At 67.0% G+C, this 16,767-nt stretch carries 16 protein-coding genes; 8 read left to right on the forward strand and 8 right to left on the reverse strand.

The features are described from left to right. Positions 1-2 precede the first annotated feature (2 nt). Together AC1D1G_RS04165 and AC1D1G_RS04170 are read left to right on the forward strand one after the other, a co-directional pair. Positions 3-1,493, forward strand: a complete 1,491-nt coding sequence (locus tag AC1D1G_RS04165) for a hypothetical protein (RefSeq protein WP_477951315.1) — start codon at positions 3-5, stop codon at positions 1,491-1,493. Beyond that, on the forward strand, positions 1,490-1,837 hold the full coding sequence (locus tag AC1D1G_RS04170) for a YidH family protein (protein WP_105416798.1): 348 nt from the start codon (positions 1,490-1,492) through the stop codon (positions 1,835-1,837). The genes AC1D1G_RS04165 and AC1D1G_RS04170 overlap by 4 nt, the downstream gene beginning before the upstream one ends. Here AC1D1G_RS04170 and AC1D1G_RS04175 read toward each other — a convergent pair. From AC1D1G_RS04175 to AC1D1G_RS04210, 8 genes are all read right to left on the reverse strand, one after another. Beyond that, complete coding sequence (locus AC1D1G_RS04175) at positions 1,829-2,713, reverse strand: formylglycine-generating enzyme family protein (RefSeq protein WP_477951337.1); 885 nt, start codon at positions 2,711-2,713, stop codon at positions 1,829-1,831. The two genes, AC1D1G_RS04170 and AC1D1G_RS04175, sit on opposite strands and share 9 nt — an antisense overlap. Before the next feature lie 74 nt (positions 2,714-2,787). Continuing rightward, positions 2,788-3,729 (reverse strand): HAD family hydrolase, encoded by a 942-nt coding sequence (locus AC1D1G_RS04180; protein WP_477951316.1) that lies wholly within the window; start codon positions 3,727-3,729, stop codon positions 2,788-2,790. A gap of 5 nt (positions 3,730-3,734) precedes the next feature. Beyond that, entirely contained in the window at positions 3,735-5,273 is a 1,539-nt protein-coding gene (locus AC1D1G_RS04185) for an arylsulfatase (protein WP_477951317.1), read from the reverse strand. A gap of 108 nt (positions 5,274-5,381) precedes the next feature. Continuing rightward, complete coding sequence (locus AC1D1G_RS04190) at positions 5,382-6,035, reverse strand: hypothetical protein (RefSeq protein ID WP_477951318.1); 654 nt, start codon at positions 6,033-6,035, stop codon at positions 5,382-5,384. A 61-nt stretch (positions 6,036-6,096) separates the two neighbouring features. Further along, positions 6,097-8,298, reverse strand: coding sequence for a maltose alpha-D-glucosyltransferase (gene treS / locus AC1D1G_RS04195; protein ID WP_477951319.1), 2,202 nt, complete (start codon positions 8,296-8,298; stop codon positions 6,097-6,099). Between the two features lie 98 nt (positions 8,299-8,396). Beyond that, positions 8,397-8,777, reverse strand: a complete 381-nt coding sequence (locus AC1D1G_RS04200) for a DUF1937 family protein (RefSeq protein ID WP_105416806.1) — start codon at positions 8,775-8,777, stop codon at positions 8,397-8,399. A gap of 46 nt (positions 8,778-8,823) precedes the next feature. Then, a complete protein-coding gene (locus tag AC1D1G_RS04205) occupies positions 8,824-9,612 on the reverse strand; it encodes an alpha/beta fold hydrolase (protein ID WP_283334864.1) in 789 nt (262 codons plus the stop codon). Position 9,613: 1 nt separating this feature from the next. Then, the gene (locus tag AC1D1G_RS04210) at positions 9,614-10,132 is read right to left on the reverse strand and encodes an RbsD/FucU domain-containing protein (RefSeq protein WP_477951320.1); all 519 of its coding nucleotides are present in this window, start codon (positions 10,130-10,132) and stop codon (positions 9,614-9,616) included. 252 nt (positions 10,133-10,384) lie between these two features. Here AC1D1G_RS04210 and AC1D1G_RS04215 point away from each other — a divergent pair, with 252 nt between their 5' ends. From AC1D1G_RS04215 to AC1D1G_RS04240, 6 genes are all read left to right on the forward strand, one after another. Then, a complete protein-coding gene (locus tag AC1D1G_RS04215; protein ID WP_280778986.1) occupies positions 10,385-11,143 on the forward strand; it encodes an SDR family NAD(P)-dependent oxidoreductase in 759 nt (252 codons plus the stop codon). A 125-nt stretch (positions 11,144-11,268) separates the two neighbouring features. Next, positions 11,269-12,906 carry a GMC family oxidoreductase gene (locus tag AC1D1G_RS04220; RefSeq protein WP_477951321.1) on the forward strand — a complete coding sequence of 546 codons (1,638 nt, stop codon included), beginning with the start codon at positions 11,269-11,271 and terminating at the stop codon, positions 12,904-12,906. Next, positions 12,903-13,412 (forward strand): hypothetical protein, encoded by a 510-nt coding sequence (locus AC1D1G_RS04225; protein WP_418339803.1) that lies wholly within the window; start codon positions 12,903-12,905, stop codon positions 13,410-13,412. The genes AC1D1G_RS04220 and AC1D1G_RS04225 overlap by 4 nt, the downstream gene beginning before the upstream one ends. Before the next feature lie 60 nt (positions 13,413-13,472). Beyond that, positions 13,473-14,258: a GntR family transcriptional regulator gene (locus AC1D1G_RS04230; protein ID WP_280778990.1), complete on the forward strand. Its 786-nt coding sequence runs from the start codon at positions 13,473-13,475 to the stop codon at positions 14,256-14,258. Continuing rightward, positions 14,251-16,071 carry a putative nucleotidyltransferase substrate binding domain-containing protein gene (locus AC1D1G_RS04235; protein WP_477951322.1) on the forward strand — a complete coding sequence of 607 codons (1,821 nt, stop codon included), beginning with the start codon at positions 14,251-14,253 and terminating at the stop codon, positions 16,069-16,071. The genes AC1D1G_RS04230 and AC1D1G_RS04235 overlap by 8 nt, the downstream gene beginning before the upstream one ends. Next, complete coding sequence (locus AC1D1G_RS04240) at positions 16,068-16,712, forward strand: 3'-5' exonuclease (RefSeq protein ID WP_477951323.1); 645 nt, start codon at positions 16,068-16,070, stop codon at positions 16,710-16,712. Before AC1D1G_RS04235 ends, AC1D1G_RS04240 begins: the two co-directional genes overlap by 4 nt. Positions 16,713-16,767 lie beyond the last annotated feature (55 nt).

The following is a 16,767-nucleotide window of genomic DNA, read 5'->3' on the forward strand; positions in this document are numbered from 1 at the left end:
AGATGACAGCGACGCCGGTGTTCGGGGGCCTGCCGCATTCGCCGCAGGGCCGGGATCCGCTCGCCCCGGGCATGCTCGTCGCCACCCGATACCGGCTCCTGGGACGGTTCGCCGGACCCGACTGGGTGCAGTGGTGGCACGCACACGACACCGAACTGTGCCGGGACGTCTCGCTCAGCCTCGTCGACTCGGCGCACGTCCGCGCCACCGACACGCGTCCGGATCCGGTGGCGCGCTTCTGCCGGAACACCACCGGAACCAGCTTCAGCCACGAGGGCCGGATCGCGCAGGTCTACGACATCGCGGCAGTCGGCGACCGGATCGCCGTGGTCGCGGAATGGACGCCGGGGTGGCGTGTCGCGGATGTCGCGCACACGGTCCCACGGCCGTTGGATGCCGCTCGCACCGTGCGGCACCTGGCCGCCGCGACCGCAGACGCACACCATTTCGGTGCCCGCATCTCACTTGATCATCCCAACCGGGTGCGGATCTCCCACGACGGACTCGCGGTCCTCGCCTTCCCCGCCACCCTTGCCGACGGCAGCGCGGCCGACGACGTCGCAGGACTCGGTGCGCTGCTGTACGCCCTGTTGCTCGGCACGTGGCCGTTGTCCTCGTCCGGCGCGACCCGGGCAGCCGGGCTGCCCCCGGTCGGCAGGCGCGGTGACGGTTCCGTCGTCCCGCCACATCGTGTGCGGCCCGCGATTCCACGACGCCTGTCCGACGTGGCCATGAACGCCCTTGCTCGGCGACCCGGGATGTCCACCGCGCAGGCGGTCGTCGACGCCCTCGACCGCATCCTGGCGGACGCGCGGGCCCGCTCGGCATCCGCATTCGCTCCGACCACGAAGAGGGCCCGCCCGGCACCCGCCAACCGGGTACCCCGGCCGAACGCGCCGCTTCCCGCGTTGAGCGGCGCACTCGCCCTTATCGTCGCGCTCGGCGCCGCCGGGTGGGCGGCGGGCGCCACATTCAGCTCGTCGGACGCTCCCCCGGCCGCCGTCGCAGACAACATGCTCAGCCAGATCGCGCCGGTTCCGGACCCCCGTCAGGCGCCGCTCACCCCGTCGTCCGCGGCCGCCTACTCCCCGCTGCGCTTCCCCGACAACGGTGCCACTGCCTCCCTCGCCGTCGACGCGAACCCCGCGACGTCCTGGGCGACCGACCGTTACCCGCAGCAACTGTCGGCGACGAAGCAGGGAATGGGTCTGATCGTGTCGTTTCCCGGGCCCGTCGATCTGCGGACCGTCTGGATCGACTCCCCGACACCGGGCACCACGGTCGAGATCCGGACCGCGCCCGTCGCGTGGGCGAGCATCGATCGCACCCAGCTGATCGGCAGCGCCACGCTCGGCGACGGGGTCACCCAGATCGTGGCCCGGACGCCCGCACCCACCGACCGGGTCCTCGTCTGGATATCGGGACTGTCCGGCGGCGAGTCCGGGTTCCAGTCGCGCCTGTCGGAGATCGGCTTCCTGGGTCGCGGCGCATGAGCCGCAACATCTTCGGCCCCACGCAGCCGAACGAGGGAAGCACCGCGCGCGACCATCTCGCCAACGAGCGGACCTACCTCGCCTGGCATCGCACCGGCATCAGCGTCGCCGCGCTCGGTGTGGCGGTCGCGAAGTTCGCGCCGCACCGCGGCGGCCACGCCGTGGCTGCCGGATTGATCCTGATCGGCGCGGGACTACTGGTCTCCGCGTACGGCACCCTCCGCTATCGGGTCATCAGCCGGCAGATCGAATCCGGGGAATTCGCGCCGGCGACGTTCACCGCCGTGGTCACCTCCAGCATCGTCACACTGCTCGCGCTCCTCGCCGTGGTGGTCCTACTCTGACCCGGGCAGGGCCGTGACGCAGCGGAATCCGATGTGGCTCATCCCGGTGTCGACCATCTGCGGCCGCCGTGCCGCGGGCCGATACCGCCGGCAGTAACTGTCCGCGCACAGGAACGACCCACCCTTGATCACCCGCCGGGGCACCCGGAACTGGGGCTGCCGGGCGTCGAAGCTCTCCGACATGCCAGGCCCACGCGGATTGCGTGGCGCGCAGCACGACTCCGCCGTGTCGGCGTGCCGATCCGAGTACCAGTCGGCGGTCCATTCCCACACGTTGCCTGCCATGTCGAACAGACCGTAGTCGTTGGGCGGATAGCTACCGACGGCGGTCGTGGTGCCGTACCCGGTGGCCGCGCGCCACGGAAACTCCCCGTGCCAGTAATTCGCCAGCGGAGGGGATTCACTCTCGGCGGTGTCACCCCAGGTGAATTCGGCGTGGTCGAGTCCGCCGCGCGCCGCGGCCTCCCATTGCGCCTCGGTGGGGAGGGACCGCCCTGCCCACTCCGCGTACGCTGCCGCATCCTCGTGGGCGACGTGAACGACGGGATGCCGTTCGCGGCCGGTGATCGTCGATGCCGGCCCCGTGGGGTGCCGCCAGGACGCGCCGACGGTCCAGGTCCACCACTGACTGAGGTGACGGAGATCGACCGGGCCCCGAGTGGGGGTGAACACCATCGATCCCGGTTGCAGATTCTCGGCGGGAGCACCGGGGAAGTCGGCGGGGTCCAGCGGCCGCTCGGCGACGGTCACATAACCGGTGTCCCGGACGAACGCGGCGTACTGCGCGGTGGTGACCTGGTGGGCCTCGATGGCGAAGGCGTCGACGGCGACCCGATGCGCCGGACCTTCTTCCGGGTAGTGCCGATCCGAACCCATCGTGAAGGTCTGAGCGGGGATGTGCCGGACTTCGGAGACGGTCTGGGTATCCACACGCCTTCCCTTCTGCCTGATCAGGTGACGGCCGGCGAGAAGACGCTCGTCCAATCGTTCCTCATGCTTACCACGGTCCAGTTCTTTTCTCGTGCGTGTTCGAGAGCCTGCTCCGCTCCCGCGACGTAGTCGAATTCGCGATCGGCGTCGTCGTGCAGGATCAGCACCCGAAGCGACGGGCGGTCGGGTAGCCCGGAGAACGCGAGCATCGGCAGGTCGCCGTTGGAGTTGCCGACCGACAGGATCGGCCGTCGCCCGATCCGACTCCAGATTCGGACCGGTTTCTCCGGCCCGTCGTCGAAAAAGTCCATCGCGGCCTTGTAGAGCAGGTCGCTCGTGTCCGCCCCTTCACGGTACGAGAGTCCGAGGGCACTGCCGATGACGCGTTCCGGCGGAATCCCGTAGAGCCGTCCGGCGACCGGGCGCATGAAGTCCCGGTCACCGCCGGACGCGATGTAGATCGTGAATTCGTTCGCCTCGAGATAGCGCAGCAACTCGACCATCGGCGCGTATCCGCAGCCGGCGTACGGGCGGCCGAGCGTCGGGTGATCCGCGTCGTCGAAGAAGGCCCGCACCCTTGCGTCGTAATTCTCGACGGTGATCGAATCGAATGCCTCGGTGACTGCGCCCATCAACAGTTTCAGGTCGCCGTCGTCGCCCTGGTAGTGCTTGACCATCGCCGCACCGAGCCACTGAAGGTCGTGCTCGTGGGCCGCCTTCCACGGTTGCGTCTGCTGGAGGCCGGGATCCTTCGCGGCCATCTCGGCGAAGCGCCGGATGGTGAAGTCGAGCTGGATGGGCATCGGCTTCTCACACCAAAGTGTGCCGTCGTTGTCGAATACGGCCACCCGGTCGGCGGGCTCGACGAAGTCCGGTCCCCGTGTCGTCACCCGCCCGACGAAGTCCTCGATCGCGGACCGCGTCGATCCGTCCGCCCAGGAACCACCCAGCCCGGCCCCCACGTCGGTCAGTCCTTCGCCAGGAAGGCGTGCAACTTCGCCACCGCGTGGTCGATCGTGAAGCTCGCCGGCTCCTGCCTCGGGGGGAACTCCTTGAACGTCTCGAGGAATTGGGTCGTGATGAATGTTCCGTAGATGGCGATGTAGTCGTGGTCGAGGAACCAATCCCAATAGGTGTTCGACGTGATGTCTGCCCGCTCGAACGGATCGGTGCGCAGGTTGAACAGTTTCGGCAACCGCAGTTGGGTGAACGGCTCCGCCCACAGGCCGAGGGTGCCCTGCGCCCGCTGCTCCATGAACACGATCTTCCAATTGTCGAAACGGATGCCCAGCACGTCGCAGTCGTCGGAGAAGTAGACCATTCCCCGGCGCGGCGACGTCTCTACCTCACCGGTGAGGTACGGGAGCAGGTTGTAGCCGTCGATGTGCACCTTGAACGTCTTCTCGCCGATCGTGTGCCCGGTCTTCAGTTGCTCCACCACGTCCGGTGCACCCGCGGCGGCGAGGAAGGTGGGCAGCCAGTCGTGGTGCTGCACGATCTCGTTGGACACGCTGCCCGCGGGGATCTTGCCCGGCCAGCGGATCACCTCGGGGACGCGGAATGCACCCTCCCAGTTGGTGTCCTTCTCACTGCGGAACGGGGTGGTGGCGCCGTCCGGCCAGGTGTTCGCGTGGGGACCGTTGTCGGTGCTGTAGATGACGATGGTGTTCTCGGCGAGACCCAGTTCGTCGACCGCGTCGAGCAGTTGGCCGACGTGCTTGTCGTGATCGATCATCGTGTCGTGGTACGGCGACTGCCAGTGCCCGGCCTGACCGACGCTTTCCGGCTTCGTGTGGGTCCGCAGGTGCATGTGCGTCGTGTTCATCCACACGAAGAACGGTGTCTCCGCTTCCTTCTGCCGCGTGATGAAGTCGATTGCCGCGGACACCGTCTCGTCGTCGATGGTCTCCATCCGCTTCTTGCTCAGCGGACCGGTGTCCTCGATGCGCTGCTTCCCGAGCGGCCCGTACCGCTCGTCGACCTCGCCGGCGTCCTCCTCGGTGGCCCAGCAATGAAGAACACCGCGCGGCATCATCACCTCGTGCAGTTTGGGATAGTCCTGTGCGCTCGGGTAGTCGGGGAGCTCGGGTTCTTCCTCGGCGTTGAGGTGATAGAGGTTGCCGAAGAACTCGTCGAATCCGTGAGCGGTCGGCAGATACTTGTTCAGATCGCCGAGATGGTTCTTCCCGAACTGCCCGGTGGCGTATCCGAGGGGCTTGAGGAGTTCGGCGATGGTGGGGTCTTCGGGCGACAATCCGACGTCGACTCCCGGGATTCCGACCTTGCTCATGCCGGTGCGATACACGCTCTGCCCCGTGATGAACGACGCGCGACCGGCAGTGCAACTCTGCTCACCGTAGGAGTCGGTGAACTTCATGCCCTCCTCGGCCAGACGGTCGATGTTCGGTGTGCGGTACCCCATCAGTCCGTCGCTGTAGCAGCTGAGATTGGTGATACCGATGTCGTCGCCCCAAATGACCAGGATGTTGGGTTTCGCGTCCGTCATCTGTCTCTCCTCGCATCATCGGGGGAATCGCAGTCCTGACGTTGCTCGCGGTGCGCTCGCGCCACATCACCCGTACCGGGTGAGAACCTCGTGTCCGAGTACCGGCAGTCAGTCCGGGGTGCTCGACGGCGGTCGATCCATGGCGAGGATGTACGCGCTGATCACCGTCACCCACGCCGGGAAGACCAGCGTCACCCACAGACTGAAACTGACGACCACCAGCAGGGCGAGTGCCAGCAGGTAGGTTGTGACAGCCAGCCATCGCGGCATCAGTCCGGTGCGCAGCCAGATGGTTCCCAGCGAGATCATGAACACCCCGGCCATGCGAACCCCGTAGACGTTGTTCACATGCAACATCACCTCGCGCCCGAAGAAGACGAGGTCGGTCTGCGGAACGTTGGTGAGCCGGGACACGGCGAGGAGCCCGCCGGCGATTGCCGTCGACACGAACGTCATGGCGAGAAACAGCAGCCCACTGCCGAGGAAGACGGTCGAGAAGAATCGGTCTTCGAGGTTCCCGAGCCGGTCGCGGATGACACCGATGAACCACAGGAACGCGATGCCCGCGAAGGGTGCGAGTATAAGGGCTGCCGTGATCTGCCGTTGGTGGTGTAACCACGGGGTCGCGGCTGCGCCGGGCAGCGCGCTACGCAGCAGAACGATGCTGGAGGCGAACAGGACACCGAAGACGACACCGGCGACGGCCGCGGCCCGTGGAGTCCGTAGCTGGTGGAACTCGGCGTCGCTCTGTGTGCGGGCCATGAGATCAGTCTTCGCCGAGGTCGAGGTCCGGGGCAACAGGGAGCCCGAATCGTGCCCCTTTTCAGCCCGCGTCGTCGGTCCTGCCCGGTCGCACGACAACCGGAACTCCCTCATAGGGCGCGAGGGAGATCGGGAAGCTGTGGAGTTCGTCGACGGTGCCGATCTGTTCGTCGGTGAACAGGTTGACCGCGGGCGATCCGGCCGGCAGGAACTGGGACTGCACGGTCGCGGCGATCTCCTCGGACGTGAAGTTGAGAACGGTGACTTCGAGACTCGAGTCCGCCAGTTCGTGGACCATGACGAGCAGCCCCTTGTGCGACACGGTGGGCACGTCGAGCTGGACCGCGGTGGCGATGCCGAACCGGTTTCGGATGTCGATGATGCGGGCGAGACCGCGAGCGAAGGACGCCGGATCCTGCAGTTGCACCGGCAGACTTCCGTACAGGCTGGTGCCCCGGGGAATGCCCGACTCCGACCGGGCGGCTTCGGGATTGACCCCCATCAGGTCGTGCGCACCGCGGTTGATCCACCGGGTGTCGCCTTCGGCGAGAAGGTCGGCGACGTCCTCGGACGGCACGGGCAGCAGCCCGCACAGATCCCAGCCCGACAGGGCGAAGACACCGGGCTGGAGCGCGTTGAACATCGCCAGGAGCAGATGCGCCTGCTTGACGGTGTCGATGTCCGCGGCATCCATCCTGTCGAGGTCACGGATGCCGAGCGCCGCGGTGATGACGCTGGCGGTCGTGCAGGCGATCCCGTTCGTCGTGAACGTGCGGTTGTACGGGGCCCAGCGTCCGGTGAGCCGCTCGCACAAGTCCTTACGGATACGGTCACCGAGATCCGACCCCGTGATCGACTCGCCGCCGTACGCGAACTCGTCGTCCTTGTGCAGCGTCGCGAAGTGGACCAGTTCGAATGTCAGCTCGTCGTGGTTCTGCAGGGCATGGACGAGCGACGCGGCGTCGACACCGTGATCGCGGGCGAGGTTCATGGTGAGCCGGAGAAATTCGGTGTTCCCCATGACGAGGGCGTGATGGTAGGCGGGGCGATTGATGAAGTCGTAGGACAGGTCGGCTCCGGTCGTGCCCATCGCCTTGATGTCGTCGATGGTGAGGTTCAGTTCCTGGAACGTGAATCCCCCCATCTTCCGCACGATGCTGGCGATCAGGTGATTCGCCGCCTCCGACAGTGGATGCCCCTCCGACCAGCCGGGCAGTCCCTCGGTCCGGCGTTCGACCCCGAGGAATCCGTTGGCGTCCAGTCGAAGCGYGCCCGCACCGAGGTCCGCGATGGAGTGGCAGGCATCCCCGATGACGAGACGCATACCCGCGAACGACGGATCCAGCCAGTTGATGGAGGGCTGCCCGGCCTTGAAATAGTGCAGGTACACCCACCTCCGCTCGATGCCGTCCACCCCCTTCACCACGGGGGTGACACTCCAGTTGGTTTCCTTGACACCGAGTTCGTAGAAGATGACGCGCTGGAGTTGACCGATGATGTACCCGGCTCGGGCGAGTTGCGCCTCGGTGTCGGCGTCGATGTTGACCGAGTCCCGGCCTTCCGGCACGCGGGGAAGCAAGTGCCAATCCTGCTGTTCGATCTCCACCATGTGGTAGATGCCGGGGTAGTCGGCGTACGCCATCTCGGCGAGCCGGAAGTCGGCGCCCTTGCCGGTGTGACCGGGGACGATGTCGTCGATGACGATGCCGTCGTACGCTGCGGCGACGACGCAGAGCTTGCGGAACTCCTCCTCGGTCCCGAACGCCGAGTCGATCTGCATGCTGATGCGGTCGAAATGGCCGTCCACCGACGGCGTGGCCCGCCACCCGTTGATCCCGCCCGCCTGCTTCACCGGCCCGGTGTGGACGGCCGTCACCCCGATCTCGGAGAACGCCTGCCACAGGGACTCGTCGCCGAGCGAACTCAGGAAACTCGCGCCCGGAGCCGTGATGATCGAAATCGGGTACGCCGTGAACCACACCGATCCGCGTTCCACCGCTGCGCGCGGATTCGGATCGGCATACGGGTTCTGCCACATGCTGCCCTTGCCGGACAACTGCTCCGCGATCAACTTCGCATCGTGCAGGATCGATTGATTGATCAGCCACTCCACATAGTTCGGGTTGTCCGGCACGGGCTCGCCCGACTGCGCATCGACCCTGGTCGCACGGCGGACCGACGGTTTCAACGGCCGAGGGCGCGCCGGGTAGAACTGCTCGTCGTAGCTGATCTCGCTGGGCTCGTGATGGATCTCGGGGTTCATGGTCCTCCGTCGTCATCTCGTCTGCTCCGCCGCACCGGTCGGCTACCCGTCCACCGTCCCACGGAAACGACCGCCCGGCATGGGGAGTTGGACGACTGTCAGCGGACCGCGGAACTTTCGGGTGCGACGAACTCGGCGGAGGCCTCGGACCACAGGCTCACCCGCCTGTCCCGGCTCTCGAAGAACTCGATCTCGCGTCTGATGCCGGAACTCTGATCCCATCCGGGGAGGTCGAGGATGATCAGTTCCTCCATCGCGTCCATGAACACCCGGTCGACGGGTCCCCACATCCTGCCGATCGCCGTGTTGTCCTTTCCGGTGAAGGTCAGGTTGACGGGATGAGACATCGACACCTGGCTGAACACCGCATGGCCGGATTCGACGATGTATCCCGCTACCTCGTTGCTGGCGAGAAACCGCTCGTGCGTCACCGCCGGATCGGCATGGCTGTAGGGGCAGGCCAGAAAGATCTTTCTCATGGTTTCCTCGTGATTCGTGGGGCGCAGGCCGCGGTAAAGGGCCCGCTCATCGAGACCCTGCCGGGAGTGGATGCACGGTCCGGCACCATCGCGAGATCGCCTCGATCATCAGCGACGCGACCTCCCGGTGGGCGACGTCGTTCGGAATGTCGTGGTAGCCGCCCGGGATGACGACGCTCTGTCCGTGCTGCAGTTCTCGCGCGAATTCGGCAGCGCGATCGGGTGTCGCGAAGGCGTCGAATTCGCCGTTGACCAACAGGATCGGCATCGTCATCGCGGGCAGACACGCCCGCACTTTTCCTCCGGCCACGGTGAGCGCCTGCCAGAGGTTCGGTTCGGCGGGAGCCGTGTCGAAGCCGAGCGGATCGTTCTCGAGCGCATCGAGGTACGACCGGTCCTTCGCCATGACGAGGTCCGTCCGGCCCTCCGCCTCACGCGGCAGTCCCCAGAGGGGCGCTCCCGTCATGATCAGTCCGGTGCGCAGGGACGGTGTGCGAACCGAGAGGAGGGCCCCGGTCAGTGCGCCGAGCGAGTGGCCCAGGACGACCACCGGCACGCCGGGCCCGTCGCCGGCCATGATGTCGACCAGAACTCCTGCATTGGAAGCGAGTTCGTCCACCGAGGGGAAGAGCCCTGCCGGTCCGCCGGTGTGACCGTGGCCGAGGTGATCGGGCGCCCACACGTCCAGACCGGCCGAGTTCAGCTGCCCCGCGAGCCGGTGATAGTGACCGGAGTGCTCACCGAATCCGTGCAGGAGCAGGATCCGCGCCCAGGGCTGCGAGGCTTCCCACTGCCGGTAGTAGACCTTGTTCCTGACACCGTCGAAGTAGGGCATGTCAGGCCTCCGGACTTCCCGGATCGGTCGACGGCAGTGCGGTCGGCAAGTCCTCGAACCAGGTCGGGGACGTGAGCCAGTTCAGCGGAATCGGCGGGCTCGGGTAGCCCGCGACGAGAACGACGTTGCCGTGCACCGAGTAGTCGCCGGTCTGGACGAAGACCTTCACCCGGTCGCGGAGGTTGTAGAACTCGGGGAGGTACCGCAGCTCGTGGACGTTCTCCTCCCCCACCAGTGCCGAGACGAACTTCCGGGCTTCGGGGTTGGCGGTCACCATGTCCTCGGTGACGATGGCTGCTTCGAAATCCCCCACCTCGCACAGCACCGACAGCAGATCCCCGACCGACGGCAATCCCGGTGCGATGCCGAGATCGATGGTCTCGACCTGCGGCGACAGTGGAACGAGGCTCGCGGAAGACGTGCCGCTTCCCGCGTCCGCGACGTAGATCATCTCGCCGTGCCGGAGCTGGCTCACGACGGCGGCCAGGCGTTCGTGCAGCAATCGGGTTTTTGGTGCCATGGGATTCGTCCTTCGATCGAGGGCGTGAGGTGTGCGGCGCAGCGCGCCGGGCACAGAATGTGCTCTAGTCGACAATCGACTAGAAATCTAAGACGTTCCCGCCCGGAGGTCAAGCACTGAGCGGATCCGGATCCAACGCTTGACCGATCGTCCGGCGAGGGCGCACACTTTCCTGGTCGATTGTCGACAAGGAGTCAATCGCTTCCGCGTATTCGCGCTTCCACATCCACATGACCCTCGAGGGAGAACACCATGGGCCAGCTGCTGCAGGGTAAGACAGTCATCGTTACGGGTGCAGGCGGAGGAATCGGCCTCGCCACGGCGTTGCATCTCCACGACGAGGGGGCACAGGTGGTCGCCACCGTGCACTCAGAGTCCAGCCTTCCCCAGCTGAAGGTCGACGACGATCGCCTGATCGGCCGCGTCGTCGATGTCACCGAAGAAGAGCAGGTCAAGAACCTCGTCGACTTCACGGTGGCGACGTTCGGCAAGCTCGACGGCATCGTCAACAACGCAGGCATCCTGAAGCCCGGCACCATTCTGGACGCGTCGGTCGAGGACTACCAGAAGACGTTCGACGTCAACGTGAAGGGCGTGTTCCTGGGGTCGAAGTACGCGATTCCCGAGATGCTGAAGGTGGGCGGTGGGTCGATCGTCAACTTCGGTTCCATCAACTCGATCGGCGCCGAGAAACTGCTGACGACATACACGGCAAGCAAGGGCGCCGTGCTCACGCTGACCAAGGCCATCGCCCTGGACTTCGGCGCGCAGGGCATCCGCGCCAACACCCTCTGCCCGGGCTTCGTCGACACCCCGCTGAACGTGCCGCACTACACGGCACTCGGCGGCCGCGAGGAACTCGAGGCCGGGCTCCCCGACTTCCAGCCGATCGGCCGCGCCATCCTCCCCATCGAGATCGCGCACTCCGTCGCCTTCCTGCTGTCGGACCACTCCACCGCCATTACCGGAACGGCATTCGTCGTCGACGGCGGCGTTCTCGCCGGGGCCTGATCGCCCAGTCTTGCGGTGGGAGCCCTGCCGCCTCGGGCTCCCACCGCAATCCCATTTGACAGCCGACGTGACTCCCATCACCATTGATGTAATGTCGACAATTAGACGAAATGAGGTCGACCCCGATGACTTCCACTGACTCCGATGTCACCCAGCACGACGTTGTCGACGTGTTGGTGATCGGCGCGGGTCCGTCCGGCGCGGTGGTCACGCACACCGCTGCCACGGCGGGACTGAGCACCCTCTGCCTCGAGCAGGGCGACTGGGTCAACCCCAGCGACTTCCCCGCCAACCACCCCGAGTGGGAACTGCTCATCCAGCACGACTGGGCGCACGATCCGAATGTCCGTGCCCTGCCGTCCGACTATCCGGTCGACGTGACGGAATCCGACATGTGGCCCGTGATGTTCAACGCCGTCGGGGGAAGTTCCATCTTCTACGGCGCGGAGTGGCCGCGACTGCTGCCCTCGGACTTCCGGGTCAAGACGCTCGACGGTGTCGCGGACGACTGGCCGATCAGCTACGACGACCTCAAGCCGTACCACGACGAGGTCGACGAATTCATCGGCGTCTCCGGAGTCGACGGCGACACCGCCTACCCCGAAGGTCTCGAATACCCGTTGCCGCCACACCCGTTGGGCAAGCCCGGGATGAAAGCGGCCGAAGCCGCGAACAAGCTCGGCTGGCACTGGTGGCCGGGCACCAACGCGATTCCCAGCCAGAAGAACAAGACACTCGAGCAGTGCGGTCGCTGGGGCGTCTGCGAATGGGGTTGTCCGCAGGGCGCGAAGGCCTCGTTCGACTTGATCTACATGCCGCAGGCGCAACAGGCCGGCGCCCGCGTGGAGACCGGTGCGCGTGTCCGCCGGATCGTCACCGGCGACGACGGACGCGCGGCAGGCGCCGAATGGGTGGACCGCACCGGCGCCGTCCATTTCCAACCGGCCCGGGCAGTGATCGTCTGCGCGAACGGCATCGGAACACCGCGACTCCTGCTGCTGTCGGCCGACGAGAAGCATCCGGACGGCCTGGCGAATTCCTCGGGCCAGGTCGGCCGGAACCTCATGCTGCACCCCAACTGCACCGCCATCGGGTACTACGAGGACAACCTGGAGAGCTGGCGTGGGCCTGCCGGGCAGCTCATTCACTCCATGCAGTTCTACGACACGGACACCTCCCGCGGATTCGTCCGGGGAGCCAAGCTGCATGCCCTCCCGACGCCGGGACCGCTGAACACGATCGAGACCCACCGGCAACTCGATTTCGACGACCTGTGGGGACCGGCCATTCACGATGTCGCGCGCGCGGCGTCCAACGGCATTCTCTGGGCGGCCAACGTGGAGGATCTGCCCGAGGAACACAACCGGGTCACCCTCTCCGCCGAGGAGTTCGATGCCGACGGCCTGCCTGCGCCGAAGGTCGAGTACCGCGTCAGCGAGAACACCCGCAAGATCCTGAAGTACACCGTCGAGCGCATGGTCGAACTCCACGAGGCGGCGGGCGCGAAGCAGATCTTCACGCAGGAATTATGGGTCGACCAGCCGGGGCACCTCCTCGGGACGGCCCGGATGGGCGACGACCCGGCGACGTCCGTTGTCGATTCGCACGGCCGGGCCCACGATGTCGAGAACCTCTACATCGCGGACGGCAGCATCTTCGTCACGTCCGGCTCCGCCAACCCGACCTGCACGATCAGCGCGCTCGCCCTGCGGGTGGGCAAGAAGGTCGTCGAAGACGTCAACGCACGGAAGGCATCGGCATGAGCACCACATCCCTCGACCTGCACTCGACGCCGAAACGGCGACTGTCGGTACCGGGCAGGCACACGGCACCGCCGCGGCCGCTCACGGACTCCGAACTGACGACGCTCCTGCGGATCGCGGACTGCCTGATCCCCGCGTCCGGTGAGAATCCCGCCGCCAGCGACGCCGACGAGTACCTCCGCTACCTGAATCTGGCGCTCGCCGCCCGGGCCGACGTCTTCGACGCGGTCCTCTCCGCGGTCGACAAGACGGCCGGTCTGCACGGCGACGGCCTGCGCGCCGAGATCAAGCGGATGTGGGCCGAAGACAAGTTCACGTTCGATCCGCTGTCGTCGATCCTCGCCGGCGCCTACTTCATGACTCCCCAGGTCAAGGCGTTGATCGGGTACCCCGGGCAGCACCGCGACGCCGCCGGATTCGAGGATGCCGCCAACGAACTGGACACCGGGATACTCGATCCGGTGCTCGAACGCGGACACTTCTACGTGTCCGCGAACGGCGAATAGCCTGCTCGGACGCTCCCCCGTCCCGCACTGTTGATCTATTGTCGACAAGAGGCTCCCGGCGTGGTCAACGTCGAAACAACCACCATCAGAAAGGACAACCCGATGACTCTGTCACCGAATCGTCCACCGGGATCGACTGTGGGTCGGCGCGAGGACGGCGACATCTCCCTCGGGCGGATCCATCAGCGCACCACTCCGGGCACGGTCGCGGGCGTCCTGCGCACGGCGATCCTCGACGGCACCCTGGCCCCCGGCAGTCAGCTCCGCGAGGCACACATCGCCGCCGACCTGGGCGTGAGCCGGGCGCCGCTGAGGGAGGCGCTGAGCATCCTCGCCGACGAAGGCCTCGTGGTGAAGATCGCGTACAAGGGTGCGTTCGTCGCCGAGGTCAGCGCGAAGGGGATGGCCGAGATCGCCAGCCTGCGCAAACGGCTCGAGCCCTACGCGATCGAGTTGGCGCTGCCACGCCTGTCGGGCGCAGGCCGGACCAAGATCGTGCGGACCCTCCAGGACATGGCCCGGGGCGCGGACGACGGCGACCTGACCCGGACCATCGACGCGCACATGAGCTTCCACCGGGTGATCTACGAACTGTCCGAGCACGGCCTCCTGCTGGACCTGTGGCGCAGCTGGGAATCCCAGCTCCAGTTGTTCCTCTCGGCGGATCATCAGTCGTTCCCCGATCTCCACGACGTCGTCGCCGAACACGAGCGCCTGCTCACCATCATCGATACCGGCGACCTCGAGGCGATCACCCGCGAGATCGACCGGCATGTCCACGGTTCGACCGACGCTGCCCCGGCCGCAACCACTCCAGCCGACGGTTCTCAACCGTCGAATGCGTGAGTACGTCGACTTCCTCGGCAGTCAGCCGCCCTACGACGCGCTGGACTCCGCCGACCTCGATGCCCTGGCTCGGACGGTGGAGGTCGAGTACTTCACCGCCGGCGCCCGGATCGTCGAGGCAGGCGAGGCCCCACTCGATCACTTCTTCGTAGTCCGCACCGGAGAGGTCGAGGTGATCGACCGCGGCCGGGTCGTCGACCTGCTCGGCCCCGGCGAAACGTTCGGGCAGATCTCGGTGCTGTCCGGTTTGCCTCCGCCTCTCGCGATCCGCGCCTCGGAAGACACACTCTGCTACCGCTTCCCCGACCCGCGGCCGGTGCTGCGGCACCCGCAGCGACTCCAGTTCGGGCATTACGGCACCCTCGTCACGCGGGAACGGTTGGCCCGCTCCGGTTTGGTCGATCAGGCATTGCGCGCGGCCCGGCATCAGATGCGACCCGTCGTCTGGTGCCCCGCCGACGCGACCGTGAGCGAGGCGGCGTCGGTGATCACCGACGCAGGCCAGTCGTACGCGTTGATGGACCGGGGCGGCGCGATCGGCATCGTCACGGACAACGACTTCCGGCGGGCGTTCGCCGACGGGCACGTCGACGCGCACAGCCCGGCATCAGTCATCGCCTCGTTCCCCGCCCGGTCCGTTCCCGCCGAGACTCTCGTGGGCGATGCGTTCCTGACGATGGTCGAGTCGGGGGTACACCACCTGGTCGTGACCGGCACCGGTGAAAGACCGGTGGGGATTCTCCGCGTCGTCGACCTCGCGTCGGCCGAAGTGCGCAATCCCCTCGTCGTCCGCCGTGCCATCGACGACGCGACCACGGTGGAGGGCCTGGCGTCCGCGGCGGCCCTGCTCCCCGGAACCTGGGTCGAGTTGTACGACACCGGCGCGTCCGTCATGCACGTCGCGGGACTGATGTCCGCGGTGATCGACGCGATCATCAGGCGGCTCGTCGAGCTGACCGACGTCGGCGCCGACCACGTTCCCCACCGGACGTCCTGGCTGCTTCTCGGGTCGGTGGCCCGCCGCGAGCCGCTGCCCAAGTCGGACGTCGACACCGGCCTGGTCTGGGAAGACCTGCCCGGCACGGACTCGCCCGCCCGGAAGTTGCAGAACTGGGCCGGGCGCGTCCTGGACAACATGGAACGCTGCGGCCTGCCCCGCTGCGCCGACGGCGCCAACGCGACCAACCCGCTGTTCGCGCGTTCGCGCACCGACGCGGTCGCCGCCGCGACGTCGTGGATCACGAATCCCACCCAGAAGAACGCTCTGCTGCTGTCGTCGATGATCGCCGACAGCAGACCCGTCAGCGGGATGTCGCTCGGACGTTCGGTGTCCGACGCCATGCTCGCGACCACCCGCAGTCGCGAGTATCTGTCGGCCCTCCTGCACTTCACCACCTCCCGGCGACCTCCGGTCGGGTTCGTGCGCAACTTCGTCGTCGAACACTCCGGCGCCAACCGCGGCCACCTCGACCTCAAGGCGGGTGGACTCGTGCCGATCGCCTCCCTCGGACGGTGGATCGCGGTGGTCACCGGCGACGATCGCGGCTCCACCCTCACCCGGTTGCGGCGCGGCGAGGCCGCCGGTCTGCTCACCGCGGACGAAACCGAGACGCTCGTGCGCGCGTTCGAGTACGTGTACGGATTGGTCCTGGGCCGCGAGATCGAGGCCATCAAAGGCAGCACAGTCGCGACGACGTGGGTCGCGCCCAACCAACTGGACACGCTCACCCGCCGGTATCTGCGTGAATCGTTCCGGGCGGTGGCCGAGGTCCAGAACCGGCTGGAAAGTGAATGGGTGGCGCGCCTTCCATGAGGGCACACCGGAGGTTCCGCCGCGCCGACGCTCTGGTGCGCCCGTGGCGCGACGCCGAGTTCGCGGTCGTCGATCTGGAGACGACCGGACTGGACCTCGCGCGGGACACCATCGTGTCCTACGGGGCGGTCGTGGTCCGGCACGGTCGCATCGTCGTGTCGGAGAGCGTCTACGGACTGGTCCACCCCGAGTGCGACATCCGGCCGGAGGCCGTTGCCGTTCACACACTCCGGGAGGCGGACGTCGCCGATGCCCCACCGTCGAGCGAGGCCGTCGGGGTCCTGCAGCGCCTCCTCACCGACCGTGTCCTCGTCGCCCACGCGGCCTGGGTCGAGACGGCCTTCCTCTCTCGCGCCTTCCGCGACAGCGGGCTGAAGTTCCGGCCGACGGTCGTCGACACCGCGGCCCTCGCCCGTGCGGTCGGCGTGGCGCCACGGCAGCACCGGTGCGAGCCGAACCTGGAATGGCTGGCCGACACGCTCGGCCTGCCCGTCGTCGATCCCCACCACGCGCTGGGTGACGCCGTCACCACGGCACAGGTGTTTCTCGCACTGGCGTCCCGGCTGGAGCGCCTCGGTTACGACACCGCGCGCTCACTCGTGGATCTGAGTGCCGGCGACCGTCGCCTCGGGCGCGGTTGACGCAGACGTAATCCAGCCGAAACAACTGGTGATTGAGGTCACACCGATTTGTGGT

It is taken from the genome of Rhodococcus sp. P3_B8 (assembly GCF_056402775.1).